Origin of the sequence: uncultured Anaerotruncus sp. (assembly GCF_902490045.1) — a bacterium.
Lineage (GTDB): Bacteria > Bacillota > Clostridia > Oscillospirales > Ruminococcaceae > Anaerotruncus.
The window spans coordinates 1-16,301 of the sequence record NZ_CABUCJ010000052.1 but is presented as its reverse complement, the minus strand read 5'-3'; the positions used below and the strand labels follow the sequence as shown (position 1 = coordinate 16,301).

The following is a 16,301-nucleotide window of genomic DNA, read 5'->3' as shown; positions in this document are numbered from 1 at the left end:
TGAACGAGTGCGCCGACGCGAGCCGCGCGGCCTGCTCGACCTCCCCGTCGGTGGCGTCGGGGCGTCCGTAGCGGATGTTGTCCCGCACGGTTCCGGTGAAGAGGTGGGTGTCCTGGAGCACCATGGCGAGCGAGCGGCGCAGACTGTCCTTTTTGATTTCGCGGATGTCGATGCCGTCGATCGTGATGCGGCCCTCCGCAATGTCGTAGAAGCGGGTGAGCAGGTTGGTGACGGTCGTTTTGCCCGCGCCGGTCGAACCGACGAAGGCGATCTTCTGTCCCGGCTTCGCGTAGAGGGAGATGTGGCGGAGCACCGTCTTTTCGGGGACGTAGCCGAAGGTCACGTCCTCGAACCGGACGTCCCCGCGCACGGGGACGCGCTCGGCGGGGGAACCGTCGCTGTGATAGCGCTGCCAGTAGAAGGCGCGTCCGTCGCGGACAAGGTCGGCGGCGTTCGCGGGGTCGGCTTCCTCGACCGGCTCGCGCATGACCTCGTAGATGCGTTCCGCGCCCGCGATGGCGGTGATAACCGCGTTGTACTGGCTGGACGCCTCGTTGATCGGGCGGCTGAACTGGCGGGTGAGCTGGAGGAAGACGACCAGCCCGCCGACGCTGATGAAGCCGAAGATCGAGAGGATGCCGCCGATGGCCGCGACAAGCGCGTAATTGACGGTGGAGATGTTCATCATGACGGGCATCATGAGGCCGGAATAGCTCTGGGCGGTGGTGGCGGCCTCCCGGAGCTCGCCGTTGAGCTTGTCGAACTCCTCGAGCGCGTCCTGCTCGTGGCAGAAGACCTTGACGACCTTCTGGCCGGTGATGATCTCCTCGACGTAGCCGTTGACGCGGCCGAGGTTGGCCTGCTGGGCGATGAAGTATTTGCTGCTCACCTTCATGAGCCTGCCCGCCACGAAAAACATCAGCGGGGTCATGAGGAGGGTCAGGATGGTGAGCGGGATGCTCTTGGAGAGCATGAGGGCAAGGATACCCGCGAGCGTGATGACGCTCGAAAAGAGGGAGGTCAGCGAGTTGGCGAGCGCGTCATTGAGGGTGTCCACGTCGTTGGAAAAGCGGCTCATCATCTCGCCGTGGGTGTGGGTGTCATAGTAGCGGACCGAGAGGTCCTGCAGGTGGTCGAAGAGCTCCCGCCGCAGGTCGTTGATCGAGCGCTGGGTGACGGTGAGCATCAGGCGGGTCTGCAGGTAGCTCGCGCAGACCGCCACGAGGTAGATACACAGCAGGGTGACGATCCCCTTGAAGAGGCCGGCGAACCGCGCCGCGACAGGGATGGCCGCGATGGGCTCGAGGAAGTTGTCGATGATCGGCTGGAGCATGGCGGTGCCCGCCAGCGAAGCGCCGATGTTGAGCAGCACCATGACCGCCGCGAGGAAGAGCGCCGATTTGCGGCGGCGCAGATATCCCCACACAAATTTGACCGCCGCGCCGAAATCCTTCGGCTTCTGCTGGACGACGACTTTACGATGAGGCATTACGCATCCGCCTCCTTTTCCTGCTGGGAGTAATAGATCTCCCGGTATTCCTCGCTTCGGGCGAGCAGCTCGTCGTGGGTGCCGGCGTCCGCGATCTCGCCATCCGAGAGGATGATGATCTGGTCCGCGTCCTTCACCGACGAGATGCGCTGGGCGATGATGAACTTGGTGGTGCCGCTCAGCTCGGCGTTGAAGGCGTCGCGGATGCGGCGCTCGGTGGCGGTGTCGACGGCGCTGGTCGAGTCGTCGAGGATAAGGATGGGCGGCTTTTTGAGCCGCGCGCGATGCACAGACGCTGCTTCTGCCAGCCTGAGACGTTGACGCCTCCCTGTTCGATCCAGGTGTCGTACCCGTTCGGAAAACTCATGATAAAGTCGTGGGCCTGGGCGGCCTTTGCCGCCGCCTCGACCTCCCCGTCGTCCGCGTGCTCGTTGCCCCATTTGAGGTTGTCGCGGATCGAGCCCGAGAAGAGGGTGTTCTTCTGGAGCACCATGCCGACCTGGCTGCGCAGGGACTCGACGGTGTATTCCCGCACGTCGCGCCCGTCGATCAGGACGCGGCCGTCGGTGGCGTCGTAGAGGCGGGGGATGAGCTGTACGAGGGAGCTCTTGCCCGCGCCGGTGCCGCCGATGACGGCGACCGTCTGCCCGGCCTTCACCGAGAGGCTGACGTCCCGCAGGACGTTTTCCCCGTTGGCGGGGTCGTACTTGAAGGAGACGTGCTCGAAGGTGACGTCGCCGCGGATCGGGCGTTCGGAAGCGCCCTGCTCGTCGGCGAGGTCGACCTCGGTGTTCAGCACCTCCATGACGCGCTTGTAGGAGGCGGAGGCGCGGGAGAAGAGCACGAACATCATCGAGAGCATCATGAGGGACATGAGGATCTGGAAGATGTAGTTGATGAAGGCGACCATCTCGGCGGCCTGGAGCTCCCCGCGGATGACCTGCCCGCCGCCGAACCAGATGACCGCGACGGTGGCGAGGTTCATGACGAGCATCATGACCGGCATGTTGAAGATGACGACGTTCATCGCGCGCAGAGAGGCGCCGGTGAGGGCGTCGTTGGCGGATTTGAACTTATGCTTCTCATAGTCCTGCTGCACGAACGACTTGACGACGCGCACGTTGGTCAGGTTCTCCCGGACGCTGCCGTTGAGGGCGTCCATGCGCGCCTGCATCTGGTTGAAGAGGGGGAGCGCCTTGCGGATGATGAAGGCGAGCGCGAGCAGCAGGGTGGGGATGATGACGACGAGGATGACCGCCAGCCGGGCGTTCATCCGCAGCGCCATGACCAGCGCGAAAATGAACATGAGCGGCGCGCGGATCATGAGGCGCAGGCTCATGATGCCCGCGTTCTGAAGGAGCGTCACGTCGTTGGTGAGGCGGGTGGCGAGGGAGGCGGTGGAGAAGTCGTCGATGTTCTTGAAGGAGAAGGTCTGCACCTTCTCGAAGAGACCGCGGCGCAGCCCGGCGGCAAAGCCGACGCCCGCCCTGGCGGAGTGGCGCGCGTTGCCGAAGCCCGCCACGATCGCGAGCAGGGCGAAGAGGATCATCAGCGCGCCGATGCCGAGAATGAAGGGGATGTTGCCCGTCTGGATGCCCCGGCCGACGATGTCGGACATGAGCGTGGGCTGGACGACCTCGCAGACGACGTCAAGCAGCATGAACGCGACGGCGATCATGACCGACCTTTTGTAGGGCGCGAGGTAAGAGATCAGTTTGCGCAAGTGGGTTCCTCCTGTCCGTAGAGCTCCTGTTTGAGCCTGATCAAATTTTGCTGCATCCGCTTGTAAAAATGCACGATCCGGGAAAATTCCTCGGGGGTGAAATCCCGGTACATCCGCTCGTTGACGGTGCGGATGGCGTGGTCCGCCCATTGGGCGGCCTCGCGCCCCTCGTCGGTGAGCTCGATGCGGTTGGAACGCAGGTCGCCCGGATCGGGCACCCGCTTGACAAATCCGGATTTTTCCATCCGTTTGAGGGAGACGGCGATGGTGGCGGGGCTGATGTGCAGCGCCTTGGCCAGGTCGGCCTGGTTGCACGCGCCCATCCTGCCGAGCGTAAAGAGCAGCGGCGGCTGCCCGGGATAGACGCCCCGGTCGCACATCATCCGGTTCATGCACTGTTTGTGCAGGGAGACGAGCTCCCAGTCGATGTGGATAACCTGATCGATTTCATCCATTTGGAATCTGCTCCTGTCATGCTGAACACAGCAAAAAAATAGTTAGACAGCTAATGATTAGCCGTCTAACTAATTCTATGCAGACTCCGTGGGAAAGTCAATAGATTTTGCCAGAGTTAACAATTTGTTCAGGATTCGTCTGGGCAATCTACCCAAATGCTCCCCGCTCAGTTCTCGATGAGGGTGGGTGAATACGCGCCTTCCGCCGGGTTCGGCGCGTCCGCGGCGGGCTGCGGCGCGGACCCGTCCATCTCGCCAGAGGAAAAGGCGGGGGCCTCTACCGATTCCCCGTTCAGGCGGACTTCAAAGTGCAGGCAGGGGCCGGCGGCGTTTCCCGTCGAACCGGCTTCGGCGATCTTCTGCCCGGCCTTGACGGAATCGCCCTCCCCGGCTAGCAACGCGCTGCAATGGGCGTAGAGGGTCTGGATGCCCGCCCCGTGGTCAATGACGACCCGGTAGCCGTACGTGCCGCTCCAGCCGGCTTCGGAAACGGTCCCGTCCGCAGCAGCGAAGACGGCCTCGCCGGGTTCCGCCCGGTAGTCGACGCCCAGGTGGCCGGTTTCCACGTCATAGGGCGCGGAAACCGCCAGCCCGGCGAGCGGCGGCGTGAGCGGCGGTGCGATAAAGATCGCCGTGGGGCCGTCGGCGCCGCCGATGGCGGCGGGCGTTGAGGCGGGTTCGTCCGTGTCCCACGAGAGATTCCCGGCGGTGAGCTCCGCATCCGCGCCGTTCAGCAGCGCGAACGTCACATCATAGGAGAGCAGCTCCCCGCCGATCGGCGCGGTATAGGTTTTGCCGGGCTCCCAGGTGTTTTCAGCGGATTCCGCCTCAAACCAGTGGACGCTCATGCCGCCTCCCGCCGCGGCGCGCCCCGCCGCGTGGATCATCCAGTTCCAGCCGTCGGGCAGCTCATGCGGGATGGAGATGCGCAGTTCATCCGCTTGAAAGTCGAACTGGACGCCCGCCTTGAGTTCGGCTGCCAGCCGCTCGGGGGAGGGCGCCAGCAGCCGGGAGCTTTGGGAGGGGGAAGCGGCCTCGATGGGCGAAGTCAGGAAGGTGGAGACCGATATCCCCACGAATCCGAGCAGCGCGGCGGAGCAGACGGCCGCCGCGAGCAGGATTCTGGTCGATTTTTTGCAGTTCATCATGAGGGTGAGCCTCCTTTTGACGTCCTCTTTTTTCAGGCTGAAGGGGGTGGAGAGGGGCGGCGCGGCCTGCGCGGTCCCCATCGCGCCGAGGATCGCCCGGCCGTAGCCGCGGCGCTCGTCCGCGTCCATCGACCGCGCGAGGCGTTCGTCGCAGGCGGGTTCACAGAGCGCGTTGATCCGGCGCAGGGCGAGCCATGCGAACGGGTTGAACCAGTGGATGACGCAGGCCGCCAGCCCCGCGAGCTTATAGAAGAGGTCCCCGCTTTTCAGGTGGGTGAGCTCATGCAGCAGGATGAAGCGCAGCGCGTCCGGGTCGGCGGGCGCGTCGGGGAGCAGGACGCGAGGCCGCAGCAGCCCCACGAGCATCGGCGTGCCGACGAGAGGACACCGTTCCAGCCGGACGGCGCGGCGGATGCGCAGCTCTTCCCGGCAGGCGGCGAAGAGGGCAAGCGTCTCCCGGTTCGCGACGGGACGGCTCGTCCGCCGCAGGGCGCGGTGGAACCGGAGGGCCGCCCACGCGCGCTGCAAAAGCAGCGCGGCCGCGCCGCACGCCCACGCGAGGGCGGCCAGCTCCCGCCAGGAAAGCGGCGCGGATGCCGCCGCGGTTCCCGCGGCGGCCGTGGGCGGCCCCGCCGCGAAGCGCACCGCAGCTGCGGCGGGGGAGATCGCCTCCGAAACGCCGGAGAGGGCGTTTACGGGGAGGGGCAGCGTGACGGGCAGGAAGAAGAACACGAGCGCGATCAGCCAAACGTAGTAGCGCCACCGGGAGCCGAACTTCCGGCGGGTGAGGAAGGAGAAGGCCGGGATGAGCGCCGAAACCGCCGCGCCGGTCAGCGAGAGGGGGAGGAAGCGGGAAAAAAAGAGGGCCGTCATTTCGTCCCCTCCCCGTCGAGCCAGCGGCGCAGCTCCCTGATCTCCTCGTCGGAGAGGGAGCCGGGGCTGCCGAGCGCGGCAAAGAAGCTCTGCATGCTGCCGCCGTGCACCTCCCGCAGGAAGTCGCGCGTTTCCCCGGCGCGGTAGGCGGCTTCGCTCACCGCCGCGCGGTAGAGGTTCTGCCCGCCGTGTTTTTGGCAGGTGAGCATCCCCTTGTCGACGAGGCGGGTCAGGAAGGTGGAGACGGTCTGGATTTTCCAGCCGCGGCGTTCGGAAAATGCCTCCACCAGTCCGCCCGCCGTTACGGGAGCGTTTCGCGCCCAAATCTCCTGCATGACCATGAATTCGGAATCGGATAGCCTGTTCATGCGATCACCCCCGGTTGGTTTACTACGACTTGTAGTAACCAGATCATACTACAAGCTGTAGTAGATGTCAAGCCGGTACTGGAAATTTCCGGCGGGATATGCTACAATCAACAGGAATCCTAATCCTGATACGGAAAGTAGGAACGTCCATGCCGCTTGATCCGGCCCGGCCGCTGCTTTTTGACGGCGCGTTCGGCACCTATTATTTTTCCCTGACGGGGGACGAGTCCCCCTGTGAGCTTGCCAACCTTACCGCGCCCGGCACCGTCCTGCGCATCCACCGGGAGTATCTCGCGGCGGGCGCGCGCGCGGTCAAGACGAATACCTTCGCCGCCAGCCCCGCCTGTCTTCCCGACCCGGAACAGCTTGCCCGGGTGATCGAGGCGGGCTGGTCGCTCGCTCAACGGGCGGCGGCGGAAACCGGCGCGCGCGTGTTCGCGGACATCGGCGGCAACGACGCGGAAACCGCCTCAGGGGACTATCTGGCGGTCACGGAACGGTTTCTGGAGCTCGGCGCGCGGGATTTCCTCTTTGAGACGCTCGCCTCCTTCGACGAGGTCCTGCCCGCGCTTGGACGGATCCGGGAGCGGGTCCCCGACGCTGCGGTGCTCGTCTCCTTCGCGGTGTCGCAGGACGGCTATTCGCGCCGCGGGCACTACTGCCGCATCCTGCTGGAAGCTGCGGAAAACTGCCCGCTGGTCGACGCCGCGGGTTTTAACTGCGCCTGCGGTCCGAGCCACATGGCGAATCTCCTGCACAACCTCGGTCCGCGCCCCAAGCCGCTGATTGCGATGCCGAATTCCGGCTACCCCTCGTCGATCAACGGGCGCGTTCTGTTTGAGGACAACGCGGAATACTTCGCGCAGAAGCTGGCCGCGCTCTACGAGGCGGGCGCGGAGATCCTGGGCGGCTGCTGCGGCACGACGCCGCGGCACATCGCGCGTACCGCGGAGGCGCTGGCCGCCGCGTCCCGTCCCGCGGGGACGGGACGGACGGGGCCCTCGGTCCCCGTCCCGGGCGCTCCCGCGCCCGGCGGCGGCCGCCCCGGAGCGCGCCGCAAGACGATCGCGGTGGAACTAGATCCGCCCTTCGACTACGACTGCTCCTTCATCCTCTCGGCCTCGGCCGCGCTCAAGCGCAGCGGCGTGGACCTCATCACGGTGACCGATTCGCCCCTTTCGCGCACGCGGGCGGACAGCCTGATGACGGCGGCCAAGATCAGGCGGGAGGCGGGGATTGAAGTACTGCCGCACATCTCCTGCCGCGACAAGAATCACATCGCCCTGCGCGCGGGGCTGCTGGGCGCGGCGTTCGAGGGGATCTCGCACGTGCTCGTGGTGACGGGCGACCCGCCGACGCAGACCGAGTCGCGCGGCAGGGACGGGGTGTTCCACCTGAGCTCCTTCGACCTCATCTCCTATATCCACAGCATGAATTCCGAGGTGTTTTCAAAAGCGCCCTTCGTGGTCGGCGGGGCGCTCAACGTCAACGCGGTCAATTTCCCGCAGGAACTCAGCCGCGCGAAGAAAAAGCTGTCTCTTGGCGCGTCGGCGCTCTTTACCCAGCCGATCTTCAGCGACGCGGCGGTGGAGAACTTTTTAACCGCGCGCCGGGAGCTCGACTGCCGGCTTTTCGCGGGAATCCTGCCGGTCGCGGGATATAAAAACGCCCTCTTCCTAATCAACGAGGTGTCGGGCATCGAGATTCCGCCCCGGGTGGTGGAGTCGCTCCGGGGCAAGACGCCGGAGGAGGCCGCGAAAATTTCCATCGCCTACAGCGCGGGGATCGCCCGGCGGGTATACGGCGCGGCGGACGGGTTTTACATCATGACCCCGCTGCGCAAAATCGCGATCGTGCAGGGGCTGATCGAAGAAATCAGGAGGGAAGAAAGATGATCTTAATTGGAGAGAAGCTCAACAGCTCGATCCCCAAAACGATGGAGGCGTTTTCGGCGCACGACGAGGCGGCGGTGATCGGCCTGATTCAGGCGCAGGCGGACGCGGGCGCGGAATACCTCGACGTCAACACGGCGATCTGCGGCGGGGAGGAGCTCGCGGCGATGCTCTGGGTGATCTCGCTGATCCGGGAGCACTCCTCCTGCGGCATCATGATCGACACGGCGGACCCGGCGGTGATGGGCCAGGCGGTGCAGGCCGCGGCGGGGACGCCGCTCATCCTCAATTCGGCGACGCTGACCGACCGGTTCGACGAGGTGACGGCGCTCGCCCATTCGAGCGGCGCGGCGGTGGTGGGACTGCCGATCGACGGCGAGATGCCCCATACCCTCGAGGAGAAGTGCGAGAAGCTCGTGGCGCTCGTGGAGAAGCTGCGCAAGGCGGGGATCCCCGACGAGCGCATCTACGCGGACGTGCTCATCGAAACGCTGGCCACCGACGGCGGGAGCGCCAGAAACGCGGTGGGCGCGATCGTATTCATGGCGCAGAACTACCCCGACGTCAGGACGACCTGCGGGCTCTCGAACATCTCGTTCGGCCTGCCCCGGCGCGCCCTTATCAACAGCGCCTTCCTTTCCGTGGCGATGATAGCGGGGCTGTCGAGCGCGATCCTCGACCCGGTAAGCCCGGCGATGCAGGACGCGCTGGCCGCCGCGAAGGTGGTCGCGGGGCAGGACGACTACTGCATGGATTACATCACCCACATCCGCGGCGGAGAACTGTAACCGAAACAAGGAGGAATCGATATGATCCGTTTCAACCACTTCAATTTCAACGTCCTCGACCTGGAAAAAAGCCTCGCCTTCTACCGTGAGGCGCTGGAGCTTGCCTCCGTGCGGGAGAAAAACGCGGAGGACGGCTCCTTCAGGCTCGTCTATCTCGGCGACGGGGAGAGCGACTTCACGCTCGAGCTCACCTGGCTGCGCGACCGGAAGGAGCCCTACAACCTCGGCGAACTCGAATACCATCTCGCGTTTGTAACCGACCGGTTCGACGAGCTGCACGAAAAGCACGCGCGGATGGGCTGCATCTGCTTTGAAAACCCCGGCATGGGCATCTACTTCATCCACGACCCCGACGGCTATTGGATCGAGATCGTCCCGCAGAGGTAAAACAAAAAGGCGGACCGCAAGGTCCGCCTTTTGCATTGTTTTTTCCGGTCAGGGCAGTTCGGCGAAGATCGTCGTCGCGTAGCCCTTGGTGACGCCGCCCCGCTCGGAGACATAGACGCCGATCCCCACATGGGTGAAGTTCGGCCGGATGATGTTGTCATAATGGCTGGGGCTGTTCAGCCACCGGTCCATATAGAAATCCGCCGAATAGGCGTTGTCGACGCTGGGGTCGTCGTATTCGGTCATGCAGAGGTTTTCGCCCGCCGCGGCGAACTTGATGGGCACGTCCTCGGTGATGACGGTGCTCCACGAATCCCCGTTGGGCCGGGTGTGGTCCCAGTGACCGGTCTTGCAGAGCTCCCGGCTGCGGATGCGCGCCGCCGATTGCAGGTCGCCGTCCATCTTGACCGGGTCGAGCCCTTCGGCCTCGCGTTCCTCGTTGATGAGCGCGAGCAGGTCCTTCTCCACCTCGCTGCGGAAGTTCATGCCGGAGACCTTTGCGGTGGTTTTCTGCGCGGCTTTCTGTTCCGCGGCCGCCTTCTCCGCCGCCTCTTTCGCGGCCTGTTCCTCGGCTTCCTTTGCAGCCTGCTCGGCAGCCGCCTGTTCCGCCGCAGCCTGTTCGGCGGCGGCCTGCGCGGCGGCTTGCTGGGCGGCCTGTTCCGCGGCCGCTTTCTCGGCGGCTTCCCGCGCGGCCTGCTCCGCCGCGGCGATCTCCTCGGGCGTGGGCGCCGGGGGCGCCGGGGGCGCGGAGGGGGCCTCCGACGGTTCCGACGAGGACGCTTCAGAGGAGGACGCTTCCGATGACGGTTCGGAGGAGGCGTCGGAAGAAACGGCCGGTGCGGCCTCCGAAGAGGAGATTTCCGAGGAAACGGCCTCGGAGGAGACATCCGAAGAGGCGGGGGGGTCCGTTTCAGCTGCGGGCGCGCCGCAGCCGGAGAGCAAAACGAGAAACGCCACGAATATGGCAAGTTTTTTCATATGCAGGGCTCCTTTGGAAATGGAGTGCCGCACACCCGGGCCGGGGGGCGGTTCTGCTTTTATCCTAGCACAAACCGCCGCGTGGTGCAATGAGGATACCGTAAATTTTCCTGCGGATACAAAACGTCCCCCACCTGTTGAGACGGGGGACGTTTTTCAGAAAAGGAGAGAAAGAAAAGGGAGGAGCAAGATTGTTAAATGCATAACGTCTTTGTACGACTTTATAATACCACCGAAAAAAGAGAAAATCAAGAGGAAATTGTTAAAAAAATATCATTAATTTGTGAAAAAGCGACGCCGCACGGGGCACGGTTGAAAAAGCCGCGCGGCGCATGTATAATGAAAGGCGGAAAAGAGCGAAAAAAGGGGGATGCGCGGTGAAAAAGGTGCTGCTGCTGGCGACGGGGGGAACGATCGCGTCCCGGCCGGGCGAGAGCGGGCTCGAGCCCGACCGCGCGCCCGCCGAGCTGCTGCGCGCGGTGGACGAGCTGGAGGCGTGGTATGACATCACCTATCGCGGCATCCTGAACCTGGACAGCTCGAATATCCAGGCGGAGGAGTGGCAGCTGATCGCGCGCTGTGTCTACGACGCGCTGGAGGATTACGACGGCATCGTCGTCACCCACGGCACCGACACGATGGCCTATACCGCCTCGGTGCTCTCCTTCATGCTCCAGAACCTGCAAAAGCCGGTCGTTCTGACCGGCTCGCAGCTGCCGGTCGGCACCCCGCTTTCCGACGCGCGAAGCAACCTCGCCACCGCGCTGGCCGCCGTGGACAGCGGCGTGCCCGGCGTGAGCATCGCCTTCAACCACAAGATCATCCGCGGCTGCCGCGCCGTCAAGGTGCGCACGATGGGGTTCGACGCGTTCGAGAGCGTCAACAGCCCCGACCGCGGCGAAATCCTCGCGAGCGGCGTGCGCCTTTACGGCCGCCCGCGGACGGCCCCTGCGTCCTGCGGGATCGGCTGTGCAACGACGTGTTCCTGCTCAAGCTCATCCCCGGCACCAACCCGCGCATCTTCGACAGCCTGCTCGGCCTTCAATACCGCGGCGTGGTGCTCGAGGCGTTCGGCGCGGGCGGGCTCCACTTCATCCGGCGCGATCTCTCCGCCGAGGTGCGCCGCCTTGTGGAAAACGGCGTCTCGGTCGTGGTTTGCAGCCAGTGCCTCTATGAGGGCAGCGATTTCTCCATCTACGAGGTGGGCCGCAAAATTCTCGATACCGGCGTCATCCAGAGCCGGGACATGACCACCGAGGCCGCCGTCACCAAGCTGATGTGGGCGCTTGGCCAGACGGACGATCCCGCCGGGGTGAGGCGGATCTTTGAAACCAACTACGCGGGGGAGATCACCCTGTAAGGAGGAAGGATTTTGGAACTGCTGTTTTCCCCGTCCACGGCGCTCATCGCGCTGTTTGCGGCGGTCTGTATCCTCGGCTCGCTCCACCTCTGGCGCGACCGGATGCCGGCCGCTCTGCGCGTCGCGCTCGGCGTCCTGCTCGTGCTCATTGTTCTGGGCTTTTTCGGCGCGCTCTGCTGGACCATCGCCGCCGGAGGAACCTTTTAAAAAGCCCTCCGAGGGGACCTTTCGAGAAAGTTCCCCCGGCTCCCTTCAAAGCGTTTGACGCGGGCGGAGCGCCCCGCCTGCGGCCCTCCCGCCGTCCGCGCGGGAGGGCTTTTTGCGCGCCGGACGGCCCGCCGGGGGCACGGGGAGGCGGAAAACCCGCCCTCCGGGCGTTTGCGCGAAAGCGGAACTTTCGCGCACGCGCGGCCGCGCCGCGCGGTTTTCCGCCGGTTTACGGCCTGTCCGCGCCTGTGGAATCGAAGAGCGCGTCGACCGTCGTGCCCAATTCCTGCGCCAGGCGGAAGGCCAGCGCCAGGGTGGGGTCATATTTGTTGTTTTCAATGGCGTTGACCGTCTGGCGGGAGACGCCGCATTTTTTCGCCAGCTCCTCCTGGGAAACGCCCTTCTCTTTTCTTCTGTCCCGTATCGTGTTTTTCATATCAATCGCCATATTTCCTTTTAAAATACAGAAGCTGGGCGGAATAGATGATGGCGATCACGGTAAGCAGGATCAGCGGATTCATCTGCTCGCCGGGGACGCCCTGCGTCACTGACAGAACCGCGTTTTTGACCACGCAGAGCAAAAGATATGCCGCGATCGCCCCCAACGTGTTCATGCCGGCTTTTTCCGCGATCATCCGTCTCCTTTCATCGCCCGGCTTGGCAAGCGAAAGGAACAGGATGATGTTTAAGGCGGCGATCGCAAGCAGGAAAAGGGCGAAGAGGACGAGTCCGAAAGAATGGGAAGTCATAAAGCCACCTCCGATGATCGTGTATGAATACTCAAACTGTCAAAAGTATTTGACAGTTTGAGTATATACGGCTGCGGCAATATTGTCAATAGTTTTTGACATTTTACCCTCGGGAGTGCGGTTTTGACGCCCAAGAAACGGGAGGGGACGCCGCGGATGCGGCGTCCCCTCCCGTTTTGGATGCGGTTTATTCCACGGTGACGCTTTTGGCTAGGTTGCGGGGCTTATCGACGTCGCAGCCGCGCAGGACGGCGGTGTGATAAGCCAGAAGCTGGAGCACGATCACGCCGACGACCGGCATGAACAGATCGTCGAGCGCGGGCAGGTCGAGCCGCTTGGAGTAGATCTCCGGGTCGACCTCGAGCCCCTGCTTGCAGACGAGCAGGACGTCGGCGCCGCGGCTGTGCACCTCCTTGATGTTGCTGACCATCTTGGGCAGCAGCGCCTCCTGGGTGGAGACCGCCACGACCGGGACCCCCTCGGTGACGAGGGAGATGGTGCCGTGCTTGAGCTCGCCCGCCGCGTACGCCTCGCAGTGGATGTAGCTGATCTCCTTGAGCTTGAGGGACCCCTCCATCGAGAGGGCGTAGTCGAGTCCCCGCCCGAGGAAGAAGAGGTCGCGCAGCGATTCGTAGCGTCTGATGTACTCCTTGATCTCCACATTCAGCCCGAGCACGTCCTTTGTGGTTTCGATGGCGTTCAGCAGGCCGGAGGTGAGCTCGCGCGCCCGCGCGTCGTCGACGGCCCGGTTGGCGAGCGCGAGCCGGATGGCGATCAGGTACATCACCGAGAGCTGGACCGAATACGCCTTTGTGGAGGCGACGGCGATTTCGGGGCCGGCGAAGGTACGGATGACGTAATCCGCCTCGCGCGCGATCGACGAGCCGGTGACGTTGACGACGGCGAGGGTGGTCGCGCCGCGTTCCCGCGCGAGGCGCAGGGCGGCGAGGGTGTCGGCCGTCTCGCCCGACTGGGAGATGAGCAGCACGAGGGAGTGCTTGCCGAGGATGGGGTCACGGTAGCGGAACTCGGACGCGATGTCGCATTCGACGGGGATGCGCGCCAGCCGCTCGATGAGGTTTTTCCCGATCAGGCCCGCGTGCATGGCGGTGCCGCACGCCACGATGGAGATCGCGTCGAACTGCCGCCAGAATCCCTCGGGGATGTCGTCCTGCGCCTCGAAGGAGGGCAGTCCGTCCGAGATGCGCGGGTGCACCGTGTCGGCAAGCGCGCGGGGCTGTTCGTAGATCTCCTTGAGCATGAAGTGGTCGTAGCCGCCCTTCTGCGCCTGCTCGACCGACCATTCGGCGGTCAGCATCTGGAGCTTGGCGGGGGAGCCGTCCGGCTCGAAGAGGGAGATCCCCTCCCGGTCGATGCGCACGATCTGTTTTTCCCCGATCAGCGCGTAGCGCCGGGAATAGGGCAGGATGGCGGGCACGTCGGAGGCGATGAAGGTCTCCCCCTCGCCCGCGGCCGCGATGAGGGGGCTGCCTAGCCGGGTGGCGTACACCTCGCCGGGGCGGTCCGCGAAAAGGATCGCAAAGGCGTAGGAGCCTTCGAGGAGGGCCTGCGCCCCGGAGATCGCGGCGATGGGGTCCCCGTGGTAGAGGGAGTCGATGAGCTTGGCGGCGACCTCGGTGTCGGTGCGCGAGAGGAACTCGTACCCCTCGCCGAGCAGCCTGGAACGCAGCTGCTGGTAATTTTCAATGATGCCGTTATGCACCAGCGAGAGCTTTTCGGTGGCGTGGGGGTGGGCGTTTACGTCGGAGGGCTCCCCGTGGGTGGCCCAGCGGGTATGCCCGATGCCGCAGCCGCCCGCCAGCCCGGGATGGTCCGCCTTCAGGCGGTCGGCAAGGTTTTGCAGGCGGCCCTTCGCCTTGACGGTGACGATGCCGTTTCCGTCAAAAACCGAGACGCCCGCGGAGTCGTAGCCGCGGTATTCCAGCCCCGAAAGGGTGTCAAGAAGGACGCTGACGGCCTTTTTGCCGCCGGCGTAACCAACAATTCCGCACATAGGTACCTTTCTTTCCCGCGCGGCGATCAGTCGTATAAAAGGCCCCGGCCGCGCCGCGCGATGCGGCCGGGCGCCCGGTTGGAAAATTCAGATTGGACTTCCTGCCCTCCTGCCTGTCGATCCGGTTGCCCGGAAGTTTTCAGGATGGCTGCGCTCGGAAGCAAAACGGGGAGGCACCCGCCGAACAGTTTCGATTAACCTCCCACCTCGTCAACCGCCGGAGCGGTTCTGGCGCTTGCGTGCAATAATATCCGCCGTCTGTCACCTCCCGGAAAAAATTTTTGCCTCCGCCCTCCTTTCCGATGATTTACTGGAATTATAGCAAACTTCCCCTGGAAACACAAGCAATCCATTCTATGCGGATTTGCGCGCGGATGCTACAAACGGCGTGGATTTTGCGGAAAAACCATGTTAAAATGGGAGGAAATCCAAAAGAAACCGGAGGCGGAAGGATGGTATATCTCATTGAAGCGGGGGAGCTGCGCCCCAACCGGCCGGACGCGGCGAGCCGCGCTGTGGCGGCGCTCACCTATTTCAAACGGAAAAAATGGTTTTAAAGGAGGCGGATGGATTTGCTGATCGATCTGAGCGTCAGGGTGACGCGCCAATCGGACAGGGACGCGCATGGAAATGAGAAACAGGTGTCCTTCGGGCATTTGGGGACCCACTTCGACGTGATGGATAAGGAGTTCCCGCTCGCGTTCACCCGGCGGGAGGGCATCGTGTTCGACGTGTCGGGCGTGGAAGGGCGCGATATCGAAACGCGGGACGCCGACCTATCGCTGGTGGAGGCAGGGATGTTCGCCGCCTTCCGCACCGGCTTCATCGAGCGGGAGCCCTACGGCACCCGCGCCTATTTCACCGGGCACCCGCAGCTTTCCGACGCGCTCATCGACGCGCTGTTGGAAAAGGGCGTGTCGATCATCGGCGTCGACTGCGCCGGGGTGCGGCGCGGCGGGGAACACACCCCCAAGGACCAGTACTGCGCCGACAGGGGGGTATTCATCATCGAAAACCTCTGCAACCTCGGGGAACTGCTCGGCGGAGAGAAGGCGGCGCGGTTTGTCGCGCGGACCTTCCCGGTCAATTTTGACGGGATGACCGGCCTGCCCTGCCGGGTGGTCGCGGAGGTGGGCGATGGTTGACATCAACCGCTGGACGGCGGAATTCCTCGAAAAGCTGCGCGCCGCCTTCGGCGGGCGCCTGCGCTTCGCGGGGCTCCAGGGCAGCTACCGGCGCGGGGAGGCCACGGAGGCAAGCGACATCGACATGGTCGTCGTGCTCGACGGGCTGACACCCGCGGACCTCGCGCGATACCGTGCGCTCGTCCGGGAGATGCCCGGGGCGGACAAGGCCTGCGGTTTTCTCTGCGGGACGAAGGAGCTGCGGGCATGGCCCGCGCACGACCGGCTTCAGCTCTGGTACGACACCCGCCCCCTGTTCGGCGAATTGGACGAGCTTGTTTTGCCGCCCGCCGGAGAGGAGGTCCGGCTCGCCCTGCGCGTGGAGGCGGCGAATCTCTACCACGCGGCCTGCCACAGCTTTGTCTTTGGAAGCGCGGACGACCTGTCCGCGCTGGAAAAAGGCGCGTTTTTCCTGCTGCGCACCAAATGTCTCGCGGAGAGCGGGCGTTATGCCGCCGACCGCCGGGAGCTTTTTTCCCTGGCCGGGGATGGCGACCGCGCGGTGCTGGAGGCGCGGGGCGCCGCCGACGAGCGGTACGCGCGCCTCATTGGCTGGTGCGCGGAGATTTTGGGCGATTTGGGGCCCGCCCCAAAGGAGACTGCTTAGATATTCCACCCAGAGGCCGGAGGGTCTGTCGGTAGTCGACCGGCGGAGGTCTTAGATGTTCCGCTCATCGAGCGGGGGA

At 64.5% G+C, this 16,301-nt stretch carries 18 protein-coding genes and 1 pseudogene; 9 read left to right on the top strand and 10 right to left on the bottom strand.

What is annotated here, in order from left to right:
* The 6 genes from RDM88_RS07220 to RDM88_RS07195 form a co-directional block, all read right to left on the bottom strand.
* On the bottom strand, nucleotides 1-1,489 hold a 1,489-nt coding region (locus RDM88_RS07220; protein ID WP_308754191.1), incomplete at its 3' end, for an ABC transporter ATP-binding protein.
* A complete protein-coding gene (locus RDM88_RS07215) occupies nucleotides 1,489-1,779 on the bottom strand; it encodes an ABC transporter ATP-binding protein (RefSeq protein WP_308754190.1) in 291 nt (96 codons plus the stop codon). The genes RDM88_RS07220 and RDM88_RS07215, both read right to left, overlap by 1 nt.
* Nucleotides 1,668-3,212, bottom strand: coding sequence for an ABC transporter ATP-binding protein (locus tag RDM88_RS07210; RefSeq protein WP_308754189.1), 1,545 nt, complete (start codon nucleotides 3,210-3,212; stop codon nucleotides 1,668-1,670). The genes RDM88_RS07215 and RDM88_RS07210 overlap by 112 nt, the downstream gene beginning before the upstream one ends.
* Nucleotides 3,200-3,667 (bottom strand): MarR family transcriptional regulator, encoded by a 468-nt coding sequence (locus RDM88_RS07205; RefSeq protein ID WP_308754188.1) that lies wholly within the window; start codon nucleotides 3,665-3,667, stop codon nucleotides 3,200-3,202. The genes RDM88_RS07210 and RDM88_RS07205 overlap by 13 nt, the downstream gene beginning before the upstream one ends.
* A gap of 167 nt (nucleotides 3,668-3,834) precedes the next feature.
* Nucleotides 3,835-5,688 (bottom strand): M56 family metallopeptidase, encoded by a 1,854-nt coding sequence (locus RDM88_RS07200; RefSeq protein WP_308754187.1) that lies wholly within the window; start codon nucleotides 5,686-5,688, stop codon nucleotides 3,835-3,837.
* Nucleotides 5,685-6,056, bottom strand: a complete 372-nt coding sequence (locus RDM88_RS07195; RefSeq protein WP_308754186.1) for a BlaI/MecI/CopY family transcriptional regulator — start codon at nucleotides 6,054-6,056, stop codon at nucleotides 5,685-5,687. The genes RDM88_RS07200 and RDM88_RS07195 overlap by 4 nt, the downstream gene beginning before the upstream one ends.
* 149 nt (nucleotides 6,057-6,205) lie before the next feature.
* On the opposite strand from RDM88_RS07195, the gene RDM88_RS07190 reads away from it, so the two are divergent.
* Genes RDM88_RS07190 through RDM88_RS07180 form a run of 3 tightly spaced genes read left to right on the top strand, consistent with a single transcriptional unit; the run spans nucleotide 6,206 to nucleotide 9,123 of the window.
* The gene (locus RDM88_RS07190) at nucleotides 6,206-7,951 is read left to right on the top strand and encodes a bifunctional homocysteine S-methyltransferase/methylenetetrahydrofolate reductase (RefSeq protein WP_308754185.1); all 1,746 of its coding nucleotides are present in this window, start codon (nucleotides 6,206-6,208) and stop codon (nucleotides 7,949-7,951) included.
* Nucleotides 7,948-8,736, top strand: a complete 789-nt coding sequence (locus tag RDM88_RS07185) for a dihydropteroate synthase (RefSeq protein WP_308754184.1) — start codon at nucleotides 7,948-7,950, stop codon at nucleotides 8,734-8,736. Before RDM88_RS07190 ends, RDM88_RS07185 begins: the two co-directional genes overlap by 4 nt.
* Nucleotides 8,737-8,757: 21 nt before the next feature.
* Nucleotides 8,758-9,123, top strand: coding sequence for a VOC family protein (locus tag RDM88_RS07180; protein WP_308754183.1), 366 nt, complete (start codon nucleotides 8,758-8,760; stop codon nucleotides 9,121-9,123).
* Nucleotides 9,124-9,171: 48 nt separating this feature from the next.
* On the opposite strand, the gene RDM88_RS07175 is transcribed toward RDM88_RS07180, so the two are convergent.
* Entirely contained in the window at nucleotides 9,172-10,101 is a 930-nt protein-coding gene (locus RDM88_RS07175; RefSeq protein WP_308754182.1) for a CAP domain-containing protein, read from the bottom strand.
* A 198-nt stretch (nucleotides 10,102-10,299) separates the two neighbouring features.
* On the opposite strand from RDM88_RS07175, the gene RDM88_RS07170 reads away from it, so the two are divergent.
* The 4 genes and pseudogenes from RDM88_RS07170 (at nucleotide 10,300) to RDM88_RS07155 (ending at nucleotide 11,668) form a co-directional block, all read left to right on the top strand.
* Nucleotides 10,300-10,482, top strand: a complete 183-nt coding sequence (locus tag RDM88_RS07170) for a hypothetical protein (protein WP_308754192.1) — start codon at nucleotides 10,300-10,302, stop codon at nucleotides 10,480-10,482.
* Nucleotides 10,434-10,976: pseudogene (locus RDM88_RS07165) on the top strand (asparaginase); the annotation flags it as partial. The gene RDM88_RS07170 and the pseudogene RDM88_RS07165, both read left to right, overlap by 49 nt.
* 104 nt (nucleotides 10,977-11,080) lie before the next feature.
* Entirely contained in the window at nucleotides 11,081-11,461 is a 381-nt protein-coding gene (locus RDM88_RS07160) for a hypothetical protein (RefSeq protein ID WP_308754181.1), read from the top strand.
* 12 nt (nucleotides 11,462-11,473) lie between these two features.
* Nucleotides 11,474-11,668, top strand: a complete 195-nt coding sequence (locus tag RDM88_RS07155) for a hypothetical protein (RefSeq protein WP_308754180.1) — start codon at nucleotides 11,474-11,476, stop codon at nucleotides 11,666-11,668.
* 229 nt (nucleotides 11,669-11,897) lie between these two features.
* On the opposite strand, the gene RDM88_RS07150 is transcribed toward RDM88_RS07155, so the two are convergent.
* From RDM88_RS07150 to glmS, 3 genes are all read right to left on the bottom strand, one after another.
* Nucleotides 11,898-12,104 (bottom strand): helix-turn-helix transcriptional regulator, encoded by a 207-nt coding sequence (locus tag RDM88_RS07150; RefSeq protein WP_308754179.1) that lies wholly within the window; start codon nucleotides 12,102-12,104, stop codon nucleotides 11,898-11,900.
* A gap of 1 nt (nucleotide 12,105) precedes the next feature.
* Nucleotides 12,106-12,417 carry a hypothetical protein gene (locus RDM88_RS07145; RefSeq protein WP_308754178.1) on the bottom strand — a complete coding sequence of 104 codons (312 nt, stop codon included), beginning with the start codon at nucleotides 12,415-12,417 and terminating at the stop codon, nucleotides 12,106-12,108.
* A gap of 187 nt (nucleotides 12,418-12,604) precedes the next feature.
* Entirely contained in the window at nucleotides 12,605-14,431 is a 1,827-nt protein-coding gene (gene glmS, locus RDM88_RS07140) for a glutamine--fructose-6-phosphate transaminase (isomerizing) (protein ID WP_308754177.1), read from the bottom strand.
* Between the two features lie 572 nt (nucleotides 14,432-15,003).
* Here glmS and RDM88_RS07135 point away from each other — a divergent pair.
* Both RDM88_RS07135 and RDM88_RS07130 read left to right on the top strand, forming a co-directional pair.
* Complete coding sequence (locus RDM88_RS07135; RefSeq protein WP_308754176.1) at nucleotides 15,004-15,576, top strand: cyclase family protein; 573 nt, start codon at nucleotides 15,004-15,006, stop codon at nucleotides 15,574-15,576.
* Entirely contained in the window at nucleotides 15,569-16,222 is a 654-nt protein-coding gene (locus tag RDM88_RS07130) for a nucleotidyltransferase domain-containing protein (RefSeq protein WP_308754175.1), read from the top strand. Before RDM88_RS07135 ends, RDM88_RS07130 begins: the two co-directional genes overlap by 8 nt.
* Nucleotides 16,223-16,301 lie beyond the last annotated feature (79 nt).

What these genes read in the sequence shown, in the direction of transcription:
- RDM88_RS07205 (WP_308754188.1), bottom strand. Translation starts at nt 3,667, where the DNA reads ATGGATGAAATCGATCAGGTTATCCACATCGACTGGGAGCTCGTCTCC.
- RDM88_RS07200 (WP_308754187.1), bottom strand. Translation starts at nt 5,688, where the DNA reads ATGACGGCCCTCTTTTTTTCCCGCTTCCTCCCCCTCTCGCTGACCGGC.
- RDM88_RS07195 (WP_308754186.1), bottom strand. Translation starts at nt 6,056, where the DNA reads ATGAACAGGCTATCCGATTCCGAATTCATGGTCATGCAGGAGATTTGG.
- RDM88_RS07190 (WP_308754185.1), top strand. Translation starts at nt 6,206, where the DNA reads ATGCCGCTTGATCCGGCCCGGCCGCTGCTTTTTGACGGCGCGTTCGGC.
- RDM88_RS07185 (WP_308754184.1), top strand. Translation starts at nt 7,948, where the DNA reads ATGATCTTAATTGGAGAGAAGCTCAACAGCTCGATCCCCAAAACGATG.
- RDM88_RS07180 (WP_308754183.1), top strand. Translation starts at nt 8,758, where the DNA reads ATGATCCGTTTCAACCACTTCAATTTCAACGTCCTCGACCTGGAAAAA.
- RDM88_RS07175 (WP_308754182.1), bottom strand. Translation starts at nt 10,101, where the DNA reads ATGAAAAAACTTGCCATATTCGTGGCGTTTCTCGTTTTGCTCTCCGGC.
- RDM88_RS07170 (WP_308754192.1), top strand. Translation starts at nt 10,300, where the DNA reads ATGCATAACGTCTTTGTACGACTTTATAATACCACCGAAAAAAGAGAA.
- RDM88_RS07150 (WP_308754179.1), bottom strand. Translation starts at nt 12,104, where the DNA reads ATGAAAAACACGATACGGGACAGAAGAAAAGAGAAGGGCGTTTCCCAG.
- RDM88_RS07145 (WP_308754178.1), bottom strand. Translation starts at nt 12,417, where the DNA reads ATGACTTCCCATTCTTTCGGACTCGTCCTCTTCGCCCTTTTCCTGCTT.
- glmS (WP_308754177.1), bottom strand. Translation starts at nt 14,431, where the DNA reads ATGTGCGGAATTGTTGGTTACGCCGGCGGCAAAAAGGCCGTCAGCGTC.
- RDM88_RS07130 (WP_308754175.1), top strand. Translation starts at nt 15,569, where the DNA reads ATGGTTGACATCAACCGCTGGACGGCGGAATTCCTCGAAAAGCTGCGC.